The following is a 25,049-nucleotide window of genomic DNA, read 5'->3' as shown; positions in this document are numbered from 1 at the left end:
CACCAGGGCCGACAGCCGAGTTCGGCCGTACGGCCTACTGCTCGGCCGCCTCCGGTTGCGGGTGCCGGGGGTGCCGGGGGTGCCGATGGGAAATGCCCGGCATCTCGGACGGCGCGCGTGACCCTTCGGCGGTTTGCCAGTTGAACCGGGCATGAAGAAGCGCAGCATGCTGGCCATCGCCTCACTCGCCACCGGGTTCGTCGTCGCGGCGATCACTCCGTCCCACGCCCTGGACGGGGACGCGCTGGGTGATCTGAACGTCGGTGACTCCCTCAGCGCCGTCGATCACACGATCAGCAGCGACAGTCTGGCCGTCGACCAGGACGCGCTGGGCGGGGAGAACGGCTGAAGGGTTCCCTCCATGGCGCCGGTGCCCGGGGACGGGGCACCGGCGCCGTGCTGTGGGCGCCCTCATCAGGGGCTGGTTTCCGTGGCAGGGTGGAGCGGGCAAGCCACAGGGGGCCAACAGAAGAGGGGGAATCGTGATCGTCTGGATCAACGGTGCGTTCGGTGCGGGGAAGACCACCACCGCACGGGAACTGATCGAGCTGATCCCGAACAGCACGCTCTTCGACCCCGAGGTCATCGGCGGCGCACTCACGCACCTGTTGCCGGCCAAGCACCTCGCCGAGGTCGGCGACTTCCAGGACCTGCCGATCTGGCGACGTCTGGTGGTCGACACCGCGGCGGCGATGCTCGCCGAGCTCGGTGGTGTCCTCGTGGTCCCGATGACCCTGCTCCGCCAGGAATACCGCGACGAGATCTTCGGAGGCCTGGCCGCGCGCCGTGTCTCCGTACGGCATGTGCTCCTCGCCCCGGCGGAAACGATCCTGCGCGAGCGAATAGCCGACCGTGAGGTGCCGCCGGAACTGCCCGACGGCGAGATCAGGGTGCGCCAGTGGTCCTACGACCACATCGAGCCCTACCGTGCCGCGCTCGGCTCCTGGCTCACCGCGGACGCCCATCCCGTGGACACCAGCGCCCTCACCCCCTACGACGCGGCGGTCCGCATCGCCGAGGCCGTGCGGACCGGGGAGGTACCCGTCTGCGACATCGTGCAGACCCCCGAGCCCACCGCGGAGACCGTCGCCGCCGGAGTGCTCCTCTTCGACGAGCAGGACCGGGTGCTCCTCGTCGACCCGACGTACAAGCCCGGCTGGGAATTCCCCGGCGGCGTCGTCGAGCCGGGCGAGGCCCCCGCCCGCGCCGGCATGCGCGAGGTCGCCGAGGAGACCGGTCTCACGCTCGAGGACGTGCCCCGGCTCCTGGTCGTCGACTGGGAGTCGCCCAGGCCCCCGGGCTACGGCGGCCTGCGGCTGCTGTTCGACGGTGGCCGCCTCGACGTGGCGGCCACCCGCCGACTGCTGCTCCCCGGACCCGAACTCCGCGACTGGCGCTTCGCCACCGAGGAGGAGGCGGCCGACCTCCTGCCGCCCGTGCGCTACGAACGGCTGCGCTGGGCCCTGCGGGCGCGCGAGCGGGGCGCGGCGCTCTACCTGGAGTCAGGGGTCCCCGTGGGGTGACGGGGTGCAGTCGGTCGGCTCGTGCGCGGTCTTCTCCGGTCGGGTGACGGGCGCCGCGCGTCAGACGCCTGACGCCGAGCATCGGACGTCGGACGCCGGGCAGCGGTCGACCCCGACCGCTGCCCGGCGCCCGGCCGGAGGGACTGCCCGGCGCCCCGCCGGAAGAGCGGTCAGCTCGCCGCGTAGTTCCGGAGGAACAGCGCCTCGGCGACCGACAGACGCTCCAGCTCGTCCGGTGAGACGCCCTCGTTCACCGCGTGGATCTGCGCCTCCGGCTCGCTCAGGCCGATGAGCAGGATCTCCGCCTGCGGGTACAGCGAGGCGAGGGTGTTGCACAGCGGGATGGAGCCGCCCAGACCGGCGTACTGCATCTCCTGGCCCGCGTACGCGACCGACATGGCCTCGGTCATCGCCGCGTACGCCGGGCTCGACGTGTCGGCGCGGAACGGCTGCCCCTGGCCGATCTGCTCGGTGCTCACCCGCGCGCCCCACGGCGTACGCGTCTCCAGGTGGGCCTGGAGCAGCTTGGTCGCCTCGGCGGCGTCCGCGCCCGGCGGCACCCGCAGGCTCACCAGCGCGCGGGCGCCCGCCTGCACGGAGGCCGTCGCGCCGACCACCGGCGGGCAGTCGATGCCGAGGACGGTCACGGCCGGACGCGCCCAGATGCGGTCGGCGATCGTCCCGGAGCCGATGAGTTCCACCCCGTCGAGCACCTTGGCGTCCTTGCGGAACGACTCCTCGTCGTACTGCAGCCCGTCCCAGGCCGCGTCGCCCGCGAGACCGTCGACCGTCGTCGAACCGTCCTCGGCCCGCAGGGAGTCCAGGACGCGGATCAGAGCCGCCAGCGCGTCGGGCGCCGCCCCGCCGAACTGCCCCGAGTGCAGGTTCCCTTCGAGGGTGTCCACCTGAACGCGTACGAGGGTCATGCCGCGCAGCGTCGCGGTCACCGTCGGCAGCCCGGCGCGGAAGTTGCCGGCGTCGCCGATGACGATGGTGTCGGCCGTCAGCAACTCCGGGTGCTCCTCGGCGTACCGCTCGAGGCCGCCGGTGCCCTGCTCCTCCGAACCCTCGACGATCACCTTGACGTGCACCGGGACGCCGCCGTTGGCCTTCAGCGCCCGCAGGGCGAGCAGGTGCATGATGACGCCGCCCTTGCAGTCGGCGCTGCCGCGCCCGTACCAGCGGCCGTCGCGCTCCGTCAGTTCGAACGGCGGCGTCACCCAGGCCGCTTCGTCCAGCGGCGGCTGCACGTCGTAGTGCGCGTACAGCAGGACCGTCTTCGCACCCTCCGGTCCGGGCAGGAAGCCGTACACCGACTGCGTGCCGTCGGGGGTGTCGAGCAGCGCCAGGTCCTGGAAGCCCTCGGCGCGCAGCGCGTCGACTATCCAGTTCGCCGCGCCCTCGCTCTCGCTCTTGGGATATTGGTCGAAGTCCGCCACCGACTTGAAGGACACCAGCTCGGCGAGCTCCGCCTTCGCACGAGGCATGAGCGAGGCGACGGTCTCGGCGACCGGATTCGACGACATGGGCACGCTCCTTGTGGGTGCGACGTTGACTTCTGTGTACAGGTGATCGGATGGTGCGTACGCGCCTACTGGTGTGCAGGGCACATACGCAGCCGATCCTCCCACAGTGGCCTGCGGCGATGCCCGCCGTAGGATGCGGGAGACAGGTGCGGCAGACGGCTGGACTGGGAGCAGTAGACCATCGTGAGCAGCGAGAACACTTCGGCGGACGACGGGCAGCGGGTGTGGGACGTCGTCGTGGTCGGCGCGGGCCCCGCAGGGGCATCGGCCGCCTACGCGGCAGCGGTCGCGGGACGCAGTGTCCTGCTGCTGGAGAAAGCGGAGCTGCCCCGCTACAAGACGTGCGGCGGCGGCATCATCGGCCCGTCGCGCGACGCGCTGCCGCCCGGCTTCGAGTTGCCGTTCCGGGACCGGGTGCACGCGGTCACGTTCTCGCTCGACGGCAGGTTCACCCGCACCCGGCGCTCCAAGCAGATGCTGTTCGGGCTGATCAACCGGCCGGAGTTCGACCAGCAGCTCGTCGAGCACGCCCAGAAGGCGGGCGCCGAGCTGCGCACCGGCGTCACGGTCTCCCGTGTCGAGCAGCACGGCTCGGCCGTCCCCGACCGGCGCACCGTCGCCGTCGTGCTCCAGGGCGGCGAGACGGTACTGGCGCGGGCGGTCGTCGGCGCCGACGGCAGCGCCAGCCGCATAGGAGCCCATGTCGGCGTGAAGCTCGACCAGGTCGACCTCGGCCTGGAGGCGGAGATCCCGGTCCCGGAGACCGTCGCCGAGGACTGGCAGGGCCGGGTCCTCATCGACTGGGGTCCCATGCCCGGCAGTTACGGATGGGTGTTCCCCAAGGGGGACACGCTCACCGTCGGCGTGATCTCCGCGCGCGGCGAAGGCGCCGCCACCAAGCGCTACTTGGAGGACTTCATCGCCCGCCTCGGCCTCGCCGGCTTCGAACCGGCGATCTCCTCGGGCCACCTCACCCGCTGCCGCGCCGACGACTCCCCGCTGTCGCGCGGCAGGGTCCTGGTGTGCGGGGACGCGGCCGGGCTGCTCGAACCGTGGACGCGTGAGGGCATCTCCTTCGCGCTGCGCTCCGGGCGGCTCGCGGGGGAGTGGGCGGTACGGATCGCCGAGGCGCACGACGCGGTGGACGCGCGGCGCCAGGCACTCAACTACGCCTTCGCCGTCAAGGCGGGCCTCGGCGTCGAGATGAGCGTCGGCAAGCGCATGCTCAGCGCCTTCGAACGCCGCCCCGGTCTGTTCCACGCGGCGCTCACGACCGTCCGGCCCGCGTGGAGGGCCTTCACCGGGATCACCCGCGGGTCGACCTCGCTCGGCGAGCTGGTGCGCACCCATCCGATGGCCGGGCGGGCACTGACCGCGTTCGACCGCGGAGCGGCCGGCGCGGTCGAGGGCTGAGCGCCGGGCGTGGACCGGGCTGAGCGCCCTCGCCGGCGATCGGTGGGTTCGGGGCGTCGGCGGAGCTCGGCACGAGGGCCGGGGCCGGTACGGGGGTCGGTCCGCCCTGGACGCCGGGGCGCGTGGGCCTCTCGAAGGTCGAGCGCGGCCGACGCTCAGTGCCGGGGGCCGGCCGACTGCTCAGTGCCCGATGCCGGCCGACGTCCCACAGCCGAGTCCGTGGTGAGCCGCTGTCTGCCCGCGGCCGGGCCGCCGCGTACCCGGAGTCAGCCGGTGACCGTGACGCGGAAGACCGGGTGGTCCGGGGCGATGCGCAGCAGTTCCTCGTTGGACGAGTCGGGGCCGACACCGTTGAAGAAGACGCCGACCTCCGCCTTCCAGCGCTTGAGGTAGGCACGCAGCAGCGGGACCTTGTCCGCGTCGGCGACCTCGGTCGCCGTGAACACGTCCACGTTCTTGCCGAGTCGCAGCTCGCCGCCGCCCGCCGCCCGCATGTTGTGCGTCCACTGGACATGACCGCGCGGGGCCACCAGGTACTGCTGCCCGTCCACGACGAGCAGATTGACCGGGGTCGTCCGCCACTCGCCGCTCTTGCGGCCACGCACGGCCAGCACGCGGGAGCCCCAGACGCTGAGCCCGCGACGCGTGATCCAGGCGACCGCGCGGTTGAAGACGTTCACGGTGAACCAGCCGGGCTTCTGGACGTGAGTGGACATGATGACCCCCATCGATCGAGAGAGCGACGCTCTCTTTTGTGAGCACTGCTCTCGCTCAAGAGAAGTCTGCTCCAGATCGGTGCGCCAATGCAAGAGCGGTGCTCTCTTTTCAGAGCGCTGTTCTTCAACCGGGGCGCCGATCTGGCTCGGAAGCGGCGCTCAGGTTTCGGATCGGTGCTCTCCTTTGTGGGCAGTGCTCTGCGAACGTGCCAGACTGCCCGGCATGAGTACCGCACGAGGGGCGCAGGCATGAGTACGGCACGAGGGGCGCGAGCTCGCGCCAGGATCGAGGTCACCGCGGCCATCAAGGACGAGGCGCGCAGACAGCTCGCCGCGGACGGTGCCGCCAAGCTCTCGCTGCGGGCCGTGGCCCGCGAACTGGGCATGGTCTCGTCCGCGCTGTACCGGTACTTCCCCAGCCGTGACGACCTGCTGACCGCACTGATCATCGACGCGTACGACTCGCTCGGCGAGACCGCGGAGGCGGCGCACGCCGAAGTGGCCGGGGCGGACCCCCGGGAGCGCTGGATCACCGTCTGCACGGCGGTGCGCCGCTGGGCGCTGGAGCATCCGCAGGAGTACACGCTGATCTACGGCTCGCCGGTGCCCGGTTACACCGCGCCGGAGACGACCATCCCGGCCGCTGCCCGGGTGGGGCTGCTCCTGATCTCCATCGTCAGGGACGCGTACCAGGACACGGGGGTGGCCCGCACGCCGCTGCCCGCCGAGCTGAAGCCGGAGGCGCGGCGCATGGCCGCCGAGCTCGCGCCGGACCTGCCGCCCGAGGCGGTGACGGCGCTCGTGGCCGCGTGGGCGCAGCTGTACGGGCTGATCGGGTTCGAGCTTTTCGGGCAGTTCCACCGGGTCGTCGAGGACCGGGAGGCGTTCTTCCGGCACGCGGCGGGGCGACTGGCCCACGAAGTCGGCCTGGTGTTCCCGCGGGCGGAGGGTCCCGTGGAGTAGTTGGGCGGGCTGGTCGGGCGGGCTGGTCGGCCCCCGGTCCGCAGTGCGCCCCGGTACTCCCCGGGGAGTACGTCCGATCACCTCGCCCGGCGGACGCGGTCGCCTTCCGGGGAGGTCTAGCGTGACCGTCATGGAAGAGCAGCGCACCCCCAGGTTCCCGGCGTGGGGAGGGCCGCACCTGTGGTGGCGGCACGGGCCGCCCGGCTGGAGCCGCTGGGGCGACCCGGAGCGTGCCGCCCGCCTGCCCTGGCGGTCCACGCTCGCGCTGACGGTCTTCGTCCTCATCGGCTCGAACGTCGCGGCTCACTCCCAGACCGGCGATCGCGTCCAACTCGACCTCTTCGGGCGGGCGCTGTTGCTCGTGGCCTGTGCGCTGCTGCTGTGGCGGCAGCGGTGGCCGGTGCTCGTCGCGTTCGGTACGGCGGGCGCGGCGCTGGTGTATCTCGGCGCCGGATATCCGTACGGGCCCGTCTTCCTCACCGTCGCGCTGGGCTGCTTCAGCGCGGTCGTCAGCGGACACCGCCGGGCCGCCTGGACGGCGGTCGGCATGCTCTGGGCCGGGCACGTACTGGTGGGGCACTGGCTGTACCGGTGGCTGCCGCCCGCCGGTGACGGGCCGGCGTCCTGGGGACAGGAGATCGTGACCGCCACCTGGATCGTGGCGATCGTCGCGCTGTCGGAACTGGTCCGGGTGCGCCGCGAGCAGTGGGCCCGTGACCGGGCCGAACGTGCGCAGGCCGCGCGGCGGCGTGCCGACGAGGAGCGGCTGCGCATCGCGCGTGAGCTCCACGACGTGCTGGCGCACAGCATCTCGGTGATCAACGTCCAGGCGGGCGTCGGCCTCGCGCTGCTCGACTCCGACCCGGAGCAGGCGCGTACGGCGCTGACGACCATCAAGGCCGCCAGCAAGGAGGCGCTCGGCGAGGTCCGGCAGGTGCTCGACACACTGCGCGCGCCGGGGGAGGCGCCGCGTGCCCCGGCACCGGGACTCGACCGCCTCCCCGAACTGGTCGAGCAGGCGGCGGGCGCGGGCCTCACGGTGGAGGTCGAGGGCGCGGACGGGGTGCCGAAGCTGCCGCCCGGGATCGACCTGGCGGCGTTCCGCATCGTCCAGGAGGCGCTCACCAACGTCGTACGGCATTCGGGCTCGCGGCGTGCGCGGGTGCGGCTCGATCATGGGGAGAGCGCGCTGCGTCTGCGGATCGACGACGACGGACCGGCCACCGGCGCCGACGCGGGCGGAAGCGGTAACGGTCTGGCCGGAATGCGGGAGCGGGCCGCTGCCCTGGGTGGCACGATCGAGGCGGGCCCGCGTGGCGACGGGGGCTTCCGCGTGCTGGCCGTACTGCCGTCGAAGGTCGAGGAGGCCCGGTGATCCGCGTACTGCTCGCCGACGACCAGTCACTGGTGCGGGCGGGGTTCAAGGCGTTGCTCGACGCGCAGCCGGACATCGAGGTGGCCGGTGAGGCGGCCGACGGCGCGGAGGCGCTGCGCAAGGTGCGCGAACTGCGGCCGGACGTCGTCCTGATGGACATCCGGATGCCGCTGCTGGACGGCCTCGCCGCGACGCGCGGTGTCACCGACGACGCGGATCTGAAGGACGTCAAGGTGGTCATGCTCACCACGTTCGAGCTGGACGAGTACGTCTTCGAGGCGATCCGCTCGGGGGCTTCCGGCTTCCTCGTCAAGGACACCGAGCCGGAGGAACTCCTGCGCGCCGTACGGGCGGTGGTGGAAGGCGACGCCCTGCTGTCACCGGGGGTGACGCGGCGGCTGATCTCCGAGTTCGCGGCTCGTTCCAAGGAGCCGGCGGCCGCGGAGTCCCTGGCCGAACTCACCGAGCGGGAGAGGGAGGTGATGGCCCTGGTCGGCATCGGCCTCTCGAACGACGAGATCGCCCGCCGTCTGGTGGTCAGCCCGCTCACGGCGAAGACCCACGTGAGTCGCACGATGGTGAAGCTGGGGGCCCGGGACCGGGCCCAACTGGTCGTTCTCGCCTACGAGTCGGGGCTGGTGCGGCCGGGCTGGCTGGGCTGAGCGTCGGCCTCGTGTCCGAAGCGGACCAGCACGGTGACCACCCGTACGGCGAAGACGAGGACGGCCGTGCCGACGCCCGTCATGACGAGTGCCCGCACGGTGGTGTCCGACAGGTCGAGGAAGAGCGCGGGGCCGGCCACCGTCCCGAAGGCGACGGCCGCCACGAACGCCGCGCTGAGCAGCGCGTATCCGATCTCCACGGTCATCGCGTCCCGCTGGGCCTGGGTGCGCCGCCCGGACGTGGAGCCGTCGGTGTGCGTGTCTTCCGTGCCGGGGCCGCGTGAACGTCCAGGTGATCCCCCGTGGTTCTCCATCCGGCGAGTGAAACAGGTGTGCGTCCGGCGGGGCAAGGGGCCCCGCCGGACGCACACCCTGGGGAGGCGTCCCCCTAGTCGCGGAGCGCCACCGGCTCCTTCTCCGCCTCCCTCTCAGGGGACTTGGCGACCAGGACCGAGTGTCCGGTGCGCCGTGTCCGCAGTCCCGGCAGGGTGATCAGCAGGCCCGCCACCGCGATGCCCGTCACCACGATCAGGCCGGGCCGGTAGCTGTCGAGGACGGCCTGGGGCGAGGCGCCCTCGGACGAGTTCGCGGTCACGACCGCGGTGACGACGGCCAGGAAGATCGCGCCGCCGACCTGCACCGAGGTGTTGAGCAGACCCGAGACCATGCCCTGCTCGTGGTCCTCGACACCGTTGGTGGCCTGGATGTTGAGCGAGGGGAAGACCAGCGCGCAGGCCGCGCCGATCAGCAGCATGGTCGGCAGGATGGCCGCCGCGTACGCGGGGTCGAGGTCGACGCGCAGGAAGAGCGCGTAGCCGGCGACCATCAGGGCGAAGCCCGTCGCGATGAGCCGTGGTGTGCCGAACCGGTCGACGACGGCGCCCACCTTCGTGGAGGACAGCGCCACCAGCGCGCCGGCGGGCAGGAATGCGAGTGCCGTGTGCAGGGCGGACCAGCCCAGCAGCGACTGCATGTACAGCGTCACCAGGAACTGGAATCCGACGTACGAGCCGAAGAAGGCCATCGCGCCGAGCTGGGCCCGGATCTGGCTGCCCGAGCGCAGCACGGCGAGCCGGATCAGCGGGCTCGGGCTGCGTCGCTCGACGGCCACGAAGACGGTGAGCAGGACGGCGACCGCGGCGAAGGAGAGCAGGGTGCGGGCCGAGCCCCAGCCCGCTTCGGGGGCCTGGACCACGGTGAAGACGAGCAGCAGCATCGCGCCGGTGCCGATGATGGCGCCGGGTATGTCGTACCCGCGGTGGTCCTTCTCGCGCTCGCTGCGCGGGATGAGCTTCAGTCCGGCGAGCAGGGCGATGACGGCGATGGGCGCGGGCAGCAGCATGGTCAGCCGCCAGCTCGCCTCGGTGAGCAGGCCGGACAGGACGAGGCCCATGGAGAAACCGGTGGCCGCGCAGGTGGTGTAGATGGAGAGCGCGCGGTTGCGGAGCGGGCCCTCGGCGAATGTCGTGGTGATGATCGACAGGCCGGCCGGCGCGGTGAACGCCGCGCTGAGGCCCTTGATGAAGCGGCTGGCGATGAGCAGCGGGCCCGAGTCGACGAGGCCGCCGAGCAGGGAGGCGAGCGCGAAGACCGCGAGAGCGACCAGGAAGACCTGGCGCCGGCCCAGCAGGTCGGCGGTGCGTCCGCCGAGGAGGAGCAGTCCGCCGTATCCCAGGATGTAGCCGCTGACGATCCATTGGAGCGTCGAGGTGGAGAGGTCGAGTTCGGAGCCGATGGACGGCAGGGCGACGCCGACCATCGACACGTCCAGCGCGTCCAGGAACATCGCGGCGCAGAGCACCAGCAGGGTGCCCCACAGCCGAGGGGTCCAGCGCCCCTGTGACGCGGAGTGGGTGAGCGGAGAGGTCATGCGGTCGAGACTACATGCACATGCATTGAATGCAAATGCATTTAATTCCGATGCAACAAAGCGGATTCTTTGCTACGGTGCGGCCATGGCGGCGAAGAAGGCCGAGCGAGGGCTCGTCGATCAGTGGCGCGACATCCTCGCGGTGCATGCCCGCACGCTGTGCGAACTGGACCGCGAGTTGCATCAACACGGCCTGGGCGCCAGCGACTTCGAGGTGCTGGACGTCCTCGCCGAGGGCACGGCTTCCGACGGCGGCGCCTCCTACCGCGTCCAGGAGATCTCCGAGCGCGTCCACCTGAGCCAGAGCGCTCTGTCCCGGCTCATCGGCCGCCTGGAGAAGGACGGTCTCGTCACGCGGGGGATGTGCCCGGAGGACCGCAGGGGCGTCCGTGTGTGCCTGACGCCGAAGGGGCGCGCCCTGCACGGTGAGGTGCTTCCCGTGCAGCGCGCGGTGCTGACCCGGATGCTGGCCGGTGGCGCACCCTCCGGCTGCGAGTGACCGGACCCGGCGCCCGGGGCCGTGGTGCAGCCGTCCCGGGTCCGGCCGACCTTCAGCTCCAGGTGATCCCGGATTTCTCCCGCCACACCTCGGCCGTCGAGGCGTCGCCCGTCAGGCCCGGGAACGGCAGGCGGTTCCACAGGGACAGGTAGAGCTCGTCGACGGGGCCGGTCAGCTCACAGTCCGCCGTGCCTCGCTCCTCCCGCTCGCAGACCGGCGGCTCCTGCGAGAGCCGTAGGGTCCAGACCGTGTCCGGGACGTCCGTCGCCCGCACCCGCAGGACGCGCGGCTCCTGTGTCCGCACCTTGCTCCGCGTCCGGCCGTGGAAGCCGCGCAGCAGCTCGTCGATACCGTCCACAGCGAACTGTGCCGCGACGGCGCTCCGTTGCGGGCCGAGTGCCGACTCGGCGTCGACCCGGTGCACCGTCGTCTCGTGGGCCTGTCGCCGCGCCCAGAAGGCGAGCGGCGAAGGGGCGGGCAGGAAACTCCAGCACTGTACGTCCGGCGTGGCGCCCGCCAAGGTGTCGACGAGCCGTCGGTGTCCCTCCCTGAACCAGCTCAGGAGTTCGTCGCCGTCGAGATCCGGCAGGCCGCCGTCGGGGTGGTACGAGGCGTGACCCTCGGCGACGAACGAGGTCGCCCACCGGTGCACCATGCCCGTGTGCCGCACCAGGTCCCGTACCTGCCAGCCGGGGCAGGTCGCGACCTTGGCGTCGGTGTCCGCTTCCTCCGCGGCGGCGGCCAGCAGCCGGCCCTCACGGTCCAGGGTCTCCACGAGCTCCGGAATCTCCATGCGGCGAGTCTGCCCGATGGGTCGCGGCCGAAGACAGGCGGCACGGTGGTACGGCCCGGTGCGCACCGGGCGTTCGCATGGCGTCGGCGTCGGCGTCGGCATCGGTGTCGGTGCCGCCCTCGCCGGGCGTCCGTGTGGTGCCCGCGTCAGCCCACTGCCGCCCGCCGGGTCGCGAACCCGATGACGGCGGCCACGGCAGCCAGCGCCGCCACACTCGTCAGGGCGGTGGACAGCGAGTACCAGTCGGCCATGAACCCGATCGCGGGCGGTCCGAGAAGCATGCCGCCGTAGCCGAGCGTGGACGCGACGGCGACGCCGCTCGGTCCGGCGAGCGCCCCCGCACGTTCCACGGCGACCGGGAAGATGTTGGCGAGCCCGAGCCCGGTGACGGCGAAGCCGAGGAGGGCCGCCCAGACCGAGGGGGCGAGCGAACCCAGCAGCATGCCGAGCGCCGCCGTGGTGCCGCCGGCGACGAGCGTGCGGGTCCGCCCCAGGCGTTCCAGGAGGGTCGTGCCGCTCAGCCGCCCGATCGTCATGGCGAGCGCGAAGCAGGAGTAGCCGGCCGCCGCGACGCCCGGGTGCGCGTCCAGGTCCTGTTCCAGGTGCAGCGCGCCCCAGTCCGCGAGGGCGCCTTCTCCGTACGCGGTGCACAGGGCGATCAGTCCGAAGACGATCACCAGGAGGCGGACGCGGCCGTCCATGGTTCCACCCGCGTCTGTGTCGTGGTCCTCGCGATCGGGTGGCGTCGGCACCTCCTGGCGGAGCAGGGTCCGTCCGGCGAGAGCCGTGACGAGCAGGCCGATCAGACTGAGGCCGAGCAGATGGCGAGTGGCGGACAACTGGCCGGCGACCAGACCGCCGAGTCCCGCCCCGATCATGCCGCCGAGGCTGAACGCCGCGTGGAAGCTCGGCATCACCGGGCGGCGCAGAGCGGCCACGAGGTCGACGGCCGCACTGTTCATGGCGACGTTGATCCCGCCGTAGGCGGCACCGAAGACCAGCAGTACGGCGGTCAGCGTGCCCGCGGAATGCGTCAGCGGAGGCAGTGTGACGCTGAGCGACAACAGGACTCCGCACGCCACGGTCATCGGATGGCTGCCGAAACGGCGGCACAGCCGTCCGGTGAGCATCATCGTGATCACGGCACCCGCGGAGACACCGAGCAGGGCGAGGCCGAGGGTGCTCGCCGAGGCACCGGTCTGTTCCTTGACGGCGGGGATGCGGACGACCCATCCGGCGAAGACGAAGCCGTCCAGGGCGAAGAAGGTGGTGAGGGCGATACGGAGCCGGGTGAGGTCGTGACCTGGCGTGATGTGAGAGGTGAGGGGTTTGTTTATTAGCGGCACAAATTCAGGCTAGGCGGGTGGGCCGGGGGAGGCAAGAGAGTTGACGGCTGAACGATCCGAGGTGGTCGGGCGGTCGGTCGGGCGGACGCTCGGTCGGTCGTGTGTCGCGGCCCCTTCTCCTTCTGTGGCTTCGTCGCGCCCTGCTTCTGTAACTCCATCGCGCGGCTCCGGTCGCCTCGTCGCGCGGACGGACGGGTGGGAGTGCCCCGCCCGTGTCCGGCCGACGGTGTCCGGCTGCGGAGGCGTCGAACCGGTGTGGCGGGTGGGCCTCCGGTGGCGGGGCGCGGCCAGGGTGGCGAGCGGGACGTGTGGGATGGCTTCCGGGGTCCTCGGAAGGTGCGAAAACGCGGGATGTGCGGGTCGGACGGCCCTGAGCGGACCGGTCCGCCGGATCCGCCGACTTCCGTTGCGGTAGGTGCCCTTGACAGCGTGCGTACTGTTTCGCGACGTTTGAGCCCTGCCGAACCGTTCAGGTCTCGGCCGCCGGTCGAGTGGGGGGCGTGTACACGGCGGGGATCGGCAGATACCAAGGAATGGCAGCACGCGGACAGCGCGTCATGGGGGGAGAGCGGTCGTCCATGCGTTCCATGAACAGTGATCCACACGCCTCACCGGCCTGCGCCGCGACCGGTACGTCCCTCGCGGAGCCTCTGGAAGGGCGGTTGATCTGAGGTGGACATAACGATCCACGGACTCGACGAACTCGGTGCCTCGCTGTCCAAGGCGTGGCATCAGGCCATGGACGAGTCGCCCGTGTACGCCAACCCGTTCCTGGCGCCGGAGTTCGCGATCGGGGTCGGCAGGCACCGCTCGGGGGCACGGGTGGCGGTCCTGCGGGAGGACGGGGAGGCCGTGGGCTTCCTCCCGTACGAGCGCAATGCCTTCGGCGTCGGCCGGGCCGTCGGTCTTGGGCTCTCCGACTGCCAGGCCCTCGTGCACCGCCCCGGTGTCACCTGGAACGCTCAGGAACTGCTGCGGGCCTGCGGTCTGTCCATCCTCGAATTCGATCATCTCGTCGAGGAGCAGAAGCCTTTCGCCAGGCATGTCACGGGGACCTTCGCCTCGCCGGTGATCGACCTGGAGCGCAGCGACGGCGACTACGCGCGCTGGCTGCGCGCCACCTACCCGGGGCTGGCCAAGACGACGCTGAAGAAGGAGCGCCGGATCGGGCGTGACGCCGGCGAACTGCGGTTCGTCTTCGACGAGCGCGACCCGCGGATGCTGCGCCGGCTCATGGAGTGGAAGTCCGCGCAGTACCGCAGGACGGGGCGGATGGACCGGTTCGCGCGACCGTGGATCGTCGACCTGGTGGACCACCTGTTCGACGTCCGCGAAGAGCATTTCACCGGCGTGCTGTCCGTGCTGTACGCGGGGGACCGGCCGGTGGCCGCTCACTTCGGACCGAGGTCGCGGACCGTGCTCGCGGCGTGGTTCACCGCGTACGACCCCGACTTCCACTACTACTCACCCGGGTTGATCATGCATCTGCGGACCGCGGAGGCGGCCGGCCGCGACGGAGTGCGGATCATGGACCTGGGGCGCGGTGACAAGGAGTACAAGGACTGGCTCAAGACCCGCGAACTGCGTGTGGGCGAAGGCTTTGCGGCCCGTCCTCATCCGGTGGCGGCGGCGCACAGAATGTGGCGCAGACCGGTGCGCGGTCTGCGCAACACGGTCCTGGCGCATCCCGCGCTCAGGGAGAGGGCCGACCGTCTGCTGAAGACGGCCGGCTCGATGCGTACGTCACGTCGGCAGGGATCCGGCGGGACGGGGGCGCGGTCGCGCTGAGCGGGCCGCCTCTCTGCGAGGGGCCTGCGTGCGGGGCGACTGCCGGTGCCGGCCGCGTCTTTGCGGGTGTGCCGATGGGTTCGCGGGCGGGCCCGGAGTGCGTGCGCCGGTCGCGTCGTCCGCGGTCCTGCGGAGGGGGTCGCGCGCGGACTGTGGGGCCGTGCGCCGAATGCGAGGTCTGTGTCCCTGTCGGGGCGCGGGGCCGAGTTGTCCGTGCACCGGCCGCGTCGCTGCCACGAGCGCCTGGCGAGAGCGGGGGCGCCCACGGCAGGTGGGCAGGCCGCGCCGGCCCAACTCCCTGTCCTGAGCCACCTCCTGATCCCGGACGGCTCGCGACGACGGCGGTGTCGTGGGTCACACGCTTGCGACGGCCTGGCGGTCCGGTATGTGTGGATATGCGCGAATGGTGCATCGTGGTGATGCCTCAAGTGATCCTGCCCGCGGGGCCAAAAGAGGGTCGGGTTAGCATATGAGCACCGCCTAGCTCGAAAGATAAACCTGTGACTGTCAATGACGACTCGTTCACCAACTGGAAGAACCGCGAGGAGATCGCGGAGTCGATGATCCCGATGATCGGGAAGCTGCACCGGGAGCGTGACGTCACGGTCCTGCTGCACAGCCGGTCGTTGGTGAACAAGTCGGTGGTCAGCATCCTGAAGACCCACCGATTCGCACGGCAGATTGCCGGTGAGGAACTCTCGGTCACCGAAACCCTGCCTTTCCTGCAAGCTCTCACCACGCTCGATCTCGGACCCTCCCAGATCGACATCGGCATGCTCGCCGCGACGTACAAGGCCGACGACCGCGGTCTGTCGGTGGCCGACTTCACCGCCGAGGCCGTGGCCGGTGCCATCGGCGAGAACAAGCTCGACCGCTCCACCGGTCGTGACGTCGTGCTCTACGGCTTCGGTCGCATCGGCCGCCTCGTCGCCCGTCTGCTGATCGAGAAGGCCGGTTCCGGCAACGGCCTGCGCCTGCGCGCCATCGTCGTCCGTGGCGGCGGTGACCAGGACCTCGTCAAGCGCGCCTCGCTGCTGCGCCGCGACTCGATCCACGGGCAGTTCAACGGCACGATCACGGTCGACGAGGCGAACAGCACGATCGTCGCCAACGGCAACGCGATCCGGGTGATCTACGCCAACGACCCGTCGGACGTCGACTACACGGCGTACGGGATCAAGGACGCCATCCTCATCGACAACACGGGCAAGTGGCGCGACCGTGAGGGTCTCTCCAAGCACCTGCGCCCCGGTATCGACAAGGTGGTCCTGACCGCTCCGGGCAAGGGCGACGTCCCGAACATCGTCCACGGCGTCAACCACGACATGGTGAAGCCGGACGAGCGCATCCTGTCCTGCGCCTCCTGCACCACCAACGCCATCGTCCCGCCGCTGAAGGCCATGGACGACGAGTACGGCGTCCTGCGCGGCCACGTGGAGACCGTCCACTCGTTCACCAACGACCAGAACCTGCTGGACAATTACCACAAGGCCGACCGGCGCGGCCGCTCGGCGCCGCTCAACATGGTGATCACCGAGACCGGTGCCGCCTCCGCCGTGGCGAAGGCGCTGCCCGACCTCAAGGCGCCGATCACCGGCAGCTCGATCCGTGTCCCGGTGCCGGACGTCTCGATCGCGATCCTGAGCCTGCGACTCGGCCGCGAGACCAGCCGCGAAGAGGTCCTCGACTACCTCCGCAACGTCTCGCTGCACTCACCGCTGAAGCGGCAGATCGACTTCACCACCGCCCCCGACGCCGTCTCCATGGACTTCGTCGGCTCGCGCCACGCGTCGATCGTGGACGCCGGAGCCACCAAGGTCGACGGTGACAACGCGATCCTCTACCTCTGGTACGACAACGAGTTCGGCTACTCCTGCCAGGTCATCCGCGTCGTCCAGCACGTCTCCGGGGTGGAGTACCCGACCTACCCGGCCCCGGTGGCCTGACGCGCAGGTCTCCGACAGACACCCGGAAGGTTCCGGACAACCCTGGAGACAGGGAGGTCCACCGGGTCCTCGCGACGGGCGGGGTGGCCGGAGAGAGGGTCGGACTCGTTCTGAGTCCGGTCGCTCTCCGGCCGCCCCGCCCGTCGTCGTGTGCGGGGGAGACCTGGTCCGAAGGATGGCCGGGCCGCTTCGCGCGGGCGTCAGGATGCGCCAGTATTGGCCGCATCTATGCGTTGACTGTGCGTCAGATCGCCCAATTCCTCGTTAAATACCCGGGGTTACATCTGACGGGGCGGCGAGTCTTGCTATCGTCCTACTCGTCGGTAGCAAGCTGCACGGGGGTCGCGAGGCACCTGCGCGCGTAACGCGGCTGCTCCTCGGGCGGGTTGGCCGAGACGGACGTTCTGGCAAGGGGGCCAGGCGGCCACGGTCACCACGCGGACGCATCGAAGCGTCCCTCCGGCATGCCTTCGAACTCCAGTTCTCTCATGCTTCTGCTTCACGGACCTCATTTCCCGAGACCTCGTCACCCGGTCCCCATTCCCCGGCCCTCGCTTTCCGTGCCCCATGATCCGAACAGGTGAGACTCGTCAAATGGCCCGTTCCCTGGTCGACTTACTGACCGCGCACGCCTCGCAACAGCCCGCAGCGACCGCCTACCGCTACCTCGTCACGGGCGACGGTGACGGGGAGGTCCAGGACATCACGTACGCGAGGCTGGCCCGTCGTTCCCGTGCCGTCGCCGCCTGGCTCCAGGACCGCGGCCTCGCCGGTGCGCGCGCCGTGCTCCTCTATCCGCCCGGCATCGAGTTCATCTGCGGCTACCTGGGCTGCCTGTCGGCCGGAGTCGTCGCCGTGCCCGGTGTGCCCCCGCAAGGGCGGTCCCAGAACCACCGCGCGCTGATCCGGACGAAACGCCTGATCGCCGACGCGGACGCCACGGTCGTCCTCGGTGGACGGGAGGTGCTCGCGGCCCTGAACGCCATGGCCGAGCACTTGCCCGAACTGGCCGGAATCACCTGCGTGGCCACCGAGGACATCCCCGACGAGGCGGCCGACGCCTGGCACGAACCCGACCTCGCCGCCGACCAGGTCGCCTTCCTCCAGTACACCTCCGGGTCCACGTCCGCCCCGCGCGGAGTGATGGTCACCCACGGGAACCTGCTGGACAACGAGCGGATCATCACGGAGCGGATGGGACACACCCCCGACGCGATCGCCGAGCACCGCGGTGAGATGTTCGTCAGCTGGCTGCCCGTGTACCACGACATGGGCCTGATCGGCCCGGTCCTGAACACGGTCTACCTCGGCGTCACGGCGACACTGTTCTCCCCGCTGCACTTCCTGCAGCAGCCCGGACGCTGGCTCGACGCCGTGACCCGGTACCGCCCGCACACCAGCGGAGGCCCCAACTTCGCGTACGAGCTGTGCCTCAAGCACGCCACGCCCGAGCTCCTCGACGGTCTGGAACTCAGTTCGTGGAAGGTGGCGTTCAACGGCGCCGAACCGGTGCGGGCCGCCACGCTGCGGCGGTTCGCCGACACCTTCGGCCCGGCCGGCTTCCGCCGCGAGACCTCCTACCCGTGCTACGGACTGGCCGAGACGACCTTGATGGTCACCGGCGGATCCGTGGCGGCCCCTCCGGTCCTGGTCGACGCGGCAGCCGGCGGACCGCACGAGGGAGAGGCGGACGCGGCGGCGGTGGGCTGCGGGCGGCCCGGCCCCGACACCACCGTGGTGATCGCCGACCCCGAGCGGCAGGAGGAACTGCCCGAGGGAGAGGTCGGCGAGATCTGGGTCGCCGGCGCGAGCGTCGCCAAGGGCTACTGGCGCAACGCCCTCGCCACCCGCGAGACCTTCCGCGCCACACTGAAGGACCGCCCGGACCGATTTCTGCGCACCGGCGACCTCGGCTTCCTGCGCGACGGCGAACTGTTCGTCACCGGTCGCCTGAAGGACCTGATGGTCATCGACGGACGCAACCACTACCCGCAGGACCTGGAGCTCTCCGCCGAGATGTCCCACTGGGCGCTGCGTCCCGGGTGCACCGCGGCGTTCTCCGTGGACGGCGGGACCGCGGGTGAACAGCCCGTCGTCGTGGCCGAGTTGTCGCCCGAGGCGGCAGGCGAGTCCGAGAAGATCACCGATCTGATCCGCAGCGCGATAGGCCGGGCCCACGGGCTGCCGGTCCGCGACATCGTGCTGGTGCACCCCGGCACCATCCCCAAGACGTCCAGCGGCAAGATCCAGCGCCACGCCTCCCGGGAGGCGTACCTCGCCGGAACCCTCTCGGTGCTCGACGCCGCCGCCCTCGGATGACGTGGCGGTCCCGACGCGCCGCCCGGCGCCCTCGGTCGTAGAAGCCCGCCGGTGGGGGCCTGTCGCCCTCACCGGCGTCCCGCCGCGCCGATCGTGCGGAACCAGCCCGACCGCACGGAACCCATCCTGATCGTCCGGAACCCAGCCTGCTCGCACAGAACCCTGACGGGTCGTGCCGGATCACGCTGAGCCCGAGTTCACGAGGACACCTCTTCAGATGCCTTCGCACGAATCCGAGAAGCCGTCACCCGAGACCCCCGTCACGACCCCAGAGGAAGCACGGGCCTGGCTCACCTCGGCCGTCGCCCGGACGGCCGGGCTCGACCCGCTGGCCGTGGACCCCGACCGGCCGATCGCCGAACTCGGACTGGGGTCACGGCAGTTGGTGACCCTGATGACGGAGCTCTCCGCACGGACCGGCCGGACCCCCGAACCGTCCCTCGCCTTCGACCACCCCACCATCGCCGCACTCGCCGAGGCGGTTCTCGCCGACGGGACACCGGGCGCCGCGGTCGTCCCGCAGGGCTCGGCACCGGACCGGCTGCGGACGCGGGGCGACGACGACGTCGCGATCATCTCCATGGCCTGCCGCTTCCCGGGCGGTGCCGACGACCCCGAGGCGCTGTGGCGGCTGCTGGCCGCGGGCGAGGACGCCATCACCGAAGTACCGGCGGGCCGTTGGGACACCCGGGACCTCTTCGACCCCGACCCCGAGGCCGTCGGCAGGGCGTACACCCTGCGTGGTGGCTTCCTCGCGGACATCGACCGCTTCGACGCCTCCTTCTTCGGGATCTCACCGCGGGAGGCGGCGGCCATGGACCCGCAGCAGCGGCTGCTGCTCCGGACCGCCTGGGAGGCCGTCGAGCGCGCCGGGATCGTGCCCGGGACCCTGAACGGCAGCTCCACCGGTGTCTACGTGGGCCTGTACGACAGCGGATACATGGCATCCGCCCAACTGGGCCTGCTCGACGGGCACGTCGGCACGGGATCGGCGTCCAGCGTCGCCTCCGGACGGATCGCCTACACCCTCGGCCTCCAGGGCCCGGCGGTGACCCTGGACACCGCCTGCTCCTCCTCCCTCGTCGCCCTGCACCTGGCCGCGCGGGCGCTGGCCGCGGGGGAGTGCGACATGGCGCTGGCGGGCGGTGCCACCCTGCTCGTCACCCCGCGCGGCCATGTCGAGTTCAGCAAGCTGCGCGCGCTGTCGCCGTCCGGGCGGTGCAGTCCGTTCTCCGCCGACGCGGACGGAGTGGTGTGGGCCGAGGGCTGCGGTCTGGTGCTGCTCAAGCGACTCGCGGACGCACGCCGGGACGGGGACCGGGTGCTCGCGGTCGTCAGGGGCTCGGCCATCAACCAGGACGGCCGCAGCCAGGGACTGAGCGCTCCGAGCGGACCTGCCCAGGAACGAGTGCTCCGCGCGGCGCTCGACGCCGCCGGGCTCGGACCCGACGACCTCGACCACGTCGAGGCGCACGGCACCGGAACGCGGCTCGGCGACCCGATCGAAGGCCGGGCCCTGGCCGCCGTCTTCGGCCCCGGGCGCACCGCCGACCGACCGCTCGGCGTAGGTTCCCTGAAGTCCAACATCGGTCACACGCAGGCCGCGGCGGGCATCGGCGGCGTCCTCAAGACCGTACTGGCGCTCGGCCACGAAATGATCCCTGCGTCCCTGCACGCGGACCGGCCGACGGAGCACGTCGACTGGTCGGGCGGTGGCCTGCGCGTGCAGAGCAGCGCCGAGCCCTGGCCACGACGCGGCGACCGCGTACGGCGGGCCGGGGTGAGCGCGTTCGGGATCAGCGGTACGAACGCCCACGTGGTGCTGGAGGAGGCACCGGCGGAACTCGCCCGCCCGCTCACCGGGCCGCCGCGTGCCGTCCGGCGGGACACGGGGCAGGACTCCCTCTCCGACGGCGCACCCTCGACGCCCCGCGGGCCGCGGACGTCCGCCGAGTCCCCTGAGGCGCAGGAGCGGGCTCAGCCGCAGCGGCGGTCCGAAGTCGCGCCGGGTGAGGCGTCGGCGCCGGTGCCGCACGCGTACGCCGAGTCCGCCGGACAGCCGGAGCCGGAGCCGGAGCCGGATCCGGCGTCGGAGTTGGACCCGGAGTCGGAGCCGCGGTCCGAAGTCGCGCCGGGCGAGGCGTCGGCGCCGGTGCCGCACGCGTACGCCGAGTCCGCCGGACAGCCGGAGCCGCAGTTCGAAGCCGGACCGGGCGAGGCGTCGGCGCCCGTGCCGCACGCGTCCGCTGGACAGCCGGAGCCGGAGCCGGAGCCCGAGCCGGAGCCGGATCCGGCGTCGGAGTTGGACCCGGAGTCGGAGCCGCAGCCGCAGTCCGCACCCGTCCCGGGCGATCCGTCGGACGGCGAGCCTGCAGCGCCGCGCGGCATCCTCTTCCCGCTCTCCGCCCGTACCCCTCCCTCCCTCCAGGGGCAGGCGCGCCGGCTGCTCGATGCGCTCGGCGCGGAGCCGGGTCTGCCGCTGCCCGCCGTCGCGGGGACGCTCGCTCACCACCGCACGCACTTCGAGCACCGGGCCGTCGTCCGGGCCGGTGATCGCGACGAACTGCTGGCCGCGTTGCGGGGGCTGGCCGACGGGCGGCCGGACGTGGCGCTGACCGTGGGACCCCAGCAGGCGGCCCCGTCGGGAAAGGTGGCCTTCGTCTTCCCCGGCCAGGGCGCCCAGTGGGCCGGCATGGCCCGCGATCTCCTCGACGCGTCCCCCGTGTTCGCCGACGAACTCGACCGTTGCGACGCCGCGCTGCGTCCCTTCACCTCCTGGTCGGTGACGGCCGTGCTGCGCGGTGACGAGGGCGCCCCGTCGCCGGACCGTGTGGACGTCGTCCAGCCGCTCCTGTTCGCCGTGATGGTGTCCCTCGCCGCCGTGTGGCGGGCGCGGGGCGTGCGTCCCGACGCCGTGATCGGGCACAGCCAGGGCGAGGTCGCCGCGGCCTGTGTCGCCGGAGCGCTCGGTCTCAACGACGCGGCGGCGGTGGTCGCCCTGCGCAGCCAGGCCCTGACCGCGCTGTCCGGCACCGGTGCGATGGCCGTCGTGGCGCTCCCGCACACCGAGGTCGAGTCCCACCTCGCCGAGTTCGGCGGCCGGGTGTCCGTCGCGGCGGTGAACAGCGGTCGTTCGACGGTCGTCGCGGGAGACGTGGAGCCCCTGCGGGCGTTGCTCGCCGACCTCGACCGCCGGCAGGTGTTCGTACGCCGTCTCGACGTCGACTACGCGTCCCACAGCGCCCAGGTGGAGTCCGTCCGCGCCACCGTTCTCGACGAACTCGACGGCGTCACCACCTTCCCGTCCTCCGTCGCCTGGTACTCGACGGTCACCGCCGAGCCGGTCACCGGGGAGCTCGCGGCCGACTACTGGTACACCAACCTGCGTGAACCCGTCCGGTTCGCACCCACCGTGGAGTGCATGGTCGCCGACGGGTTCCGTCACTTCGTCGAGCTCAGCCCCCACCCCTCCCTGCTGACGGCCGTGCGCACCGTCGGCGAGGAGTTCGACGCCGACCTGCTCGCCGTCGGATCGCTGCGGCGCGACGAGGACGGACCCGCCTGCCTCGACCGGGCGGCGGCCGAACTCCACGTCCACGGACGACGGGTCGACTGGCGCCGGCTGATCGCCGCGACGGAGCCGGCCGACCTGCCGACGTACGCCTGGGACCCGCAGCGCCACTGGATCGAGCCCGAACCGGCCGGGGCGGCGCCGGGCCTCCTGGACCGTGCCGCGCATCCGCTGCTCGGCGTCCAGCTACGGTCCGCCGACGAGACCCGCTGGACCTTCCGCGACGAGTGGTCCCGCGCCACCGCCGACTGGCTGCCCGACCACACCGTGTTCGGCCGGACCGTGGTGTCCGGCACCACCCAGATGGAGTTGTGCCGCGCCGCGCTCGACGCGGCCCGCCCGGACGACCCCGCCGACGTCACCGACCTGGTGCTGCTCGCGCCCCTCGTCCTGCCGGACTCGGGCACGGTCGAGGTGTCCGTCGAGGTCGACGTCTCCGGACCCGCACCGGAGATCACCGTGCACAGCCGCCCGCGGGGGCAGGCGGACCCGAGCTGGACCCTGCACGCCACCGCCTCCGCGGCGGCCCCCGCCCCGGACTCGGCAGGCCCGGCGCCACAATGGCCCCGGACGGCGGAACCGTCCTGGAGCGCCCAGACCTACGAACGGCTCGCCGCCCTGGGTCTCGTCTACGGTCCTGCCTTCCAAGGCGTTCGTTCGGCGGCCGCCACGGGTGACGGCGAGCTGCTGGCCCGGCTCTCGTTGCCGGCCGTGGCCCGGGACACGGCCGACCCGTACCCGGTGCATCCGGCCCTGCTCGACGCCGCGTTGCACGTGGCAGCCGCGCTCGACGCGACGGACGGCCGGGTACGGCTGCCGGTCGCGGTGGGCCGCTGCGCACTGCCGCCCGGCGGTGGGCACGACCTCACGGCGCTCGTGCGCCGGTCGGAGGTCACCGGGACACGTGCCGAGGCGGGGGAGCCCGGCACGGACCTCACTCTGGACGTGACGCTGTGGGATGCCGACGGCCTCCCGGCGGGCCGGCTGGACGGCGTACGGCTGCGGGTCGCCGATCCGGCGGACCTCGCCCGGGGCTCCGCGAACGCCCGCCACCTCTACGAAGTGGCGTGGACGCCCGTGCCCGACGAGCCGGCCACGGAAGCCGCCCACGAGTGGGCGGTCGTCGGCGACCGGTCCGACCCCGAGGTGGAGGCGGCCCGGGGGGTGCTCGCGGCCGCGGGGAACGGCGGGCGCGAGGAGGCCGCCGACGCCGTCGTACGTCTCTGGCCGCGTCCGTCGGCCGGCACGGAACCGGCCGCCGCCGCACACGAGTTGGCGGCGTCGGCGCTGGCCGAGCTGCGTGCCCTGATCGCGCTCCCGCGGAGCGGGGCACCCGCCCGGACCGTGTGGGTGACCCGGGGCGCGGTCGCCGCCGGGGACGGGGACGAGGTGCCGGGCCTGGCCCAGTCGGTGCTGTGGGGCCTGGCACGCAGCGCCCGCGCCGAGCGCCCCGACCTGGGGCTGACCCTGATCGACCTCGACGCCACCGATCCCGCGAGGGCTCTGCCGGCCGCCCTGGCGCGGGCCGACGAACCCGAACTCGCCGTACGCGACGGCGCGTTGCTCGCCCCTCGGCTGGTCCGTGCCACCCGCCCCGAGGCGAGTGGCGCGGCCGGAGCCGTGCCCACCGACGGCACGGTTCTGATCACCGGAGGCCTCGGCGCCGTCGGCCGGCACATCGCCCGCCTTCTCGCCGAACGCGGCGTCCCCCGGCTGCTGTTGACCTCACGACGTGGTCCGGACGATCCGCGGGCGGCCGACGTCGTCGCCGAACTGCGCGCGCTCGGCGCCGAGGCCGAGGTCGCCGCGTGCGACGTCGCGGACGCGGCGGCCGTGGCCGACGTCCTGGGCCGCGTCGGCGCCGAATCGCCGCTGCGCGGCGTCGTGCACTGCGCGGGCGTCCTCGACGACGGGGTGGTCGCCGACCTCACCCCCGACCGCCTCGCGAACGTGCTGCGCCCCAAGGCCGACGGCGCCGGCCATCTGCACCGGCTCACCGCCGACGCGCCGCTCGCCCTCTTCCTGCTGATCTCCTCCGCCGCGGGAGTCGTCGGCAACGCGGGCCAGGCCAACTACGCCGCGGCCAATGTCTTCCTCGACCAACTCGCCCACCACCGGCGGGCCCTGGGCCTGCCCGGCACCTCCGTCTCCTTCGGGGCCTGGGCAGGTGAAGGCCTCGCCGCAGAACACGCCGACCTCGCACGGATGGCCCGGACCGGCCACCGCGCCCTCACCGCCGACGCGGGCCGGGAACTCGTCGAACTCGCCCTGTCCCAGGGCGCGCCCCACCTCGTCGCCTGGTCCCTGGACCTGCCCCGGCTGCGGGAGACCACGGCCGCCGCGGGCAGCGCGACGACGGCCCTGTGGCGTTCGCTGCTGCCCGCGCCCCGCCCCGGCCGCGGCGGCGAGCTCGCCGACCGCCTGGCCCGGCTGCCGGAGCCCGAACGCGCCGCCCGCGTCCTGGCCCTGGTCCGCGACGAGGCCTCCCGCGCCCTCGGCCTGCGTTCGGCCGAGTCCGTCCGTCCCGATCAGCCACTGCGTGACCTCGGCATGGACTCGGTGACGGCGGTGGAACTCCGCAATCGGATCAGCACCCGCATCGGCGCCAGGCTCCCCGCGACCCTGGTGTTCGACCATCCCACCGCGGCCAGGCTCGCCGCACACCTGCTGGCCACCGCACTCGCGGCCAGCGGGCCGGCGGCCCGGGCGTCCGCGTCCGGCCCGCGGGCCGGACGCGGG

The 25,049-nt window shown here is 72.3% G+C and carries 17 protein-coding genes; 11 read left to right on the top strand and 6 right to left on the bottom strand.

The features are described from left to right. The first annotated feature begins 151 nt into the window (after window positions 1-151). Both ABEB03_RS38495 and ABEB03_RS38490 read left to right on the top strand, forming a co-directional pair. Window positions 152-349 (top strand): hypothetical protein, encoded by a 198-nt coding sequence (locus ABEB03_RS38495; protein WP_345657588.1) that lies wholly within the window; start codon window positions 152-154, stop codon window positions 347-349. Window positions 350-479: 130 nt separating this feature from the next. Then, a complete protein-coding gene (locus tag ABEB03_RS38490; protein ID WP_345657609.1) occupies window positions 480-1,523 on the top strand; it encodes an NUDIX hydrolase in 1,044 nt (347 codons plus the stop codon). 170 nt (window positions 1,524-1,693) lie between these two features. On the opposite strand, the gene ABEB03_RS38485 is transcribed toward ABEB03_RS38490, so the two are convergent. Next, entirely contained in the window at window positions 1,694-3,049 is a 1,356-nt protein-coding gene (locus ABEB03_RS38485; protein WP_345657587.1) for a dipeptidase, read from the bottom strand. A 183-nt stretch (window positions 3,050-3,232) separates the two neighbouring features. Between ABEB03_RS38485 and ABEB03_RS38480 the strand changes: the two genes are divergently transcribed. Beyond that, a complete protein-coding gene (locus tag ABEB03_RS38480; protein WP_345657586.1) occupies window positions 3,233-4,462 on the top strand; it encodes a geranylgeranyl reductase family protein in 1,230 nt (409 codons plus the stop codon). Window positions 4,463-4,728: 266 nt separating this feature from the next. On the opposite strand, the gene ABEB03_RS38475 is transcribed toward ABEB03_RS38480, so the two are convergent. Continuing rightward, on the bottom strand, window positions 4,729-5,178 hold the full coding sequence (locus ABEB03_RS38475; RefSeq protein WP_028799650.1) for a nitroreductase family deazaflavin-dependent oxidoreductase: 450 nt from the start codon (window positions 5,176-5,178) through the stop codon (window positions 4,729-4,731). Window positions 5,179-5,427: 249 nt separating this feature from the next. Between ABEB03_RS38475 and ABEB03_RS38470 the strand changes: the two genes are divergently transcribed. The 3 genes from ABEB03_RS38470 (at window position 5,428) to ABEB03_RS38460 (ending at window position 8,178) form a co-directional block, all read left to right on the top strand. Beyond that, the gene (locus ABEB03_RS38470; RefSeq protein ID WP_345657585.1) at window positions 5,428-6,141 is read left to right on the top strand and encodes a TetR/AcrR family transcriptional regulator; all 714 of its coding nucleotides are present in this window, start codon (window positions 5,428-5,430) and stop codon (window positions 6,139-6,141) included. A gap of 130 nt (window positions 6,142-6,271) precedes the next feature. Beyond that, window positions 6,272-7,516, top strand: a complete 1,245-nt coding sequence (locus tag ABEB03_RS38465; RefSeq protein WP_345657608.1) for a sensor histidine kinase — start codon at window positions 6,272-6,274, stop codon at window positions 7,514-7,516. Beyond that, a complete protein-coding gene (locus ABEB03_RS38460; RefSeq protein WP_345657583.1) occupies window positions 7,513-8,178 on the top strand; it encodes a response regulator transcription factor in 666 nt (221 codons plus the stop codon). Before ABEB03_RS38465 ends, ABEB03_RS38460 begins: the two co-directional genes overlap by 4 nt. Here ABEB03_RS38460 and ABEB03_RS38455 read toward each other — a convergent pair. Continuing rightward, the gene (locus tag ABEB03_RS38455; RefSeq protein WP_345657607.1) at window positions 8,139-8,384 is read right to left on the bottom strand and encodes a DUF6332 family protein; all 246 of its coding nucleotides are present in this window, start codon (window positions 8,382-8,384) and stop codon (window positions 8,139-8,141) included. The two genes, ABEB03_RS38460 and ABEB03_RS38455, sit on opposite strands and share 40 nt — an antisense overlap. Before the next feature lie 182 nt (window positions 8,385-8,566). Then, window positions 8,567-10,048 (bottom strand): MFS transporter, encoded by a 1,482-nt coding sequence (locus ABEB03_RS38450; RefSeq protein WP_345657582.1) that lies wholly within the window; start codon window positions 10,046-10,048, stop codon window positions 8,567-8,569. Between the two features lie 85 nt (window positions 10,049-10,133). On the opposite strand from ABEB03_RS38450, the gene ABEB03_RS38445 reads away from it, so the two are divergent. Beyond that, the gene (locus ABEB03_RS38445) at window positions 10,134-10,547 is read left to right on the top strand and encodes a MarR family winged helix-turn-helix transcriptional regulator (protein WP_345657581.1); all 414 of its coding nucleotides are present in this window, start codon (window positions 10,134-10,136) and stop codon (window positions 10,545-10,547) included. 52 nt (window positions 10,548-10,599) lie between these two features. Here the strand turns inward: ABEB03_RS38445 and ABEB03_RS38440 are convergent, their stop codons facing one another. Together ABEB03_RS38440 and ABEB03_RS38435 are read right to left on the bottom strand one after the other, a co-directional pair. After that, window positions 10,600-11,340 carry a maleylpyruvate isomerase family mycothiol-dependent enzyme gene (locus tag ABEB03_RS38440; protein WP_345657580.1) on the bottom strand — a complete coding sequence of 247 codons (741 nt, stop codon included), beginning with the start codon at window positions 11,338-11,340 and terminating at the stop codon, window positions 10,600-10,602. A 146-nt stretch (window positions 11,341-11,486) separates the two neighbouring features. Continuing rightward, on the bottom strand, window positions 11,487-12,686 hold the full coding sequence (locus ABEB03_RS38435) for an MFS transporter (protein WP_345657578.1): 1,200 nt from the start codon (window positions 12,684-12,686) through the stop codon (window positions 11,487-11,489). A gap of 672 nt (window positions 12,687-13,358) precedes the next feature. Here ABEB03_RS38435 and ABEB03_RS38430 point away from each other — a divergent pair. From ABEB03_RS38430 to ABEB03_RS38415, 4 genes are all read left to right on the top strand, one after another. Continuing rightward, complete coding sequence (locus ABEB03_RS38430; protein WP_345657577.1) at window positions 13,359-14,474, top strand: GNAT family N-acetyltransferase; 1,116 nt, start codon at window positions 13,359-13,361, stop codon at window positions 14,472-14,474. Window positions 14,475-14,974: 500 nt separating this feature from the next. Beyond that, window positions 14,975-16,420 carry a glyceraldehyde-3-phosphate dehydrogenase gene (locus ABEB03_RS38425; RefSeq protein ID WP_345657576.1) on the top strand — a complete coding sequence of 482 codons (1,446 nt, stop codon included), beginning with the start codon at window positions 14,975-14,977 and terminating at the stop codon, window positions 16,418-16,420. A gap of 594 nt (window positions 16,421-17,014) precedes the next feature. Next, entirely contained in the window at window positions 17,015-18,739 is a 1,725-nt protein-coding gene (locus ABEB03_RS38420) for a fatty acyl-AMP ligase (protein WP_345657575.1), read from the top strand. A gap of 217 nt (window positions 18,740-18,956) precedes the next feature. Next, on the top strand, window positions 18,957-25,049 hold a 6,093-nt coding region (locus tag ABEB03_RS38415; protein ID WP_345657574.1), incomplete at its 3' end, for an SDR family NAD(P)-dependent oxidoreductase.

The organism is Streptomyces siamensis (assembly GCF_039543605.1).
GTDB classification, from domain to species: domain Bacteria; phylum Actinomycetota; class Actinomycetes; order Streptomycetales; family Streptomycetaceae; genus Streptomyces; species Streptomyces siamensis.
This window is presented reverse-complemented; position numbering and strand designations above follow the sequence as displayed.

What these genes read in the sequence shown, in the direction of transcription:
- ABEB03_RS38465 (WP_345657608.1), top strand. Translation starts at nt 6,272, where the DNA reads ATGGAAGAGCAGCGCACCCCCAGGTTCCCGGCGTGGGGAGGGCCGCAC.
- ABEB03_RS38440 (WP_345657580.1), bottom strand. Translation starts at nt 11,340, where the DNA reads ATGGAGATTCCGGAGCTCGTGGAGACCCTGGACCGTGAGGGCCGGCTG.
- ABEB03_RS38445 (WP_345657581.1), top strand. Translation starts at nt 10,134, where the DNA reads ATGGCGGCGAAGAAGGCCGAGCGAGGGCTCGTCGATCAGTGGCGCGAC.
- ABEB03_RS38420 (WP_345657575.1), top strand. Translation starts at nt 17,015, where the DNA reads ATGGCCCGTTCCCTGGTCGACTTACTGACCGCGCACGCCTCGCAACAG.
- ABEB03_RS38455 (WP_345657607.1), bottom strand. Translation starts at nt 8,384, where the DNA reads ATGACCGTGGAGATCGGATACGCGCTGCTCAGCGCGGCGTTCGTGGCG.
- ABEB03_RS38450 (WP_345657582.1), bottom strand. Translation starts at nt 10,048, where the DNA reads ATGACCTCTCCGCTCACCCACTCCGCGTCACAGGGGCGCTGGACCCCT.
- ABEB03_RS38485 (WP_345657587.1), bottom strand. Translation starts at nt 3,049, where the DNA reads ATGTCGTCGAATCCGGTCGCCGAGACCGTCGCCTCGCTCATGCCTCGT.
- ABEB03_RS38475 (WP_028799650.1), bottom strand. Translation starts at nt 5,178, where the DNA reads ATGTCCACTCACGTCCAGAAGCCCGGCTGGTTCACCGTGAACGTCTTC.
- ABEB03_RS38470 (WP_345657585.1), top strand. Translation starts at nt 5,428, where the DNA reads ATGAGTACGGCACGAGGGGCGCGAGCTCGCGCCAGGATCGAGGTCACC.
- ABEB03_RS38495 (WP_345657588.1), top strand. Translation starts at nt 152, where the DNA reads ATGAAGAAGCGCAGCATGCTGGCCATCGCCTCACTCGCCACCGGGTTC.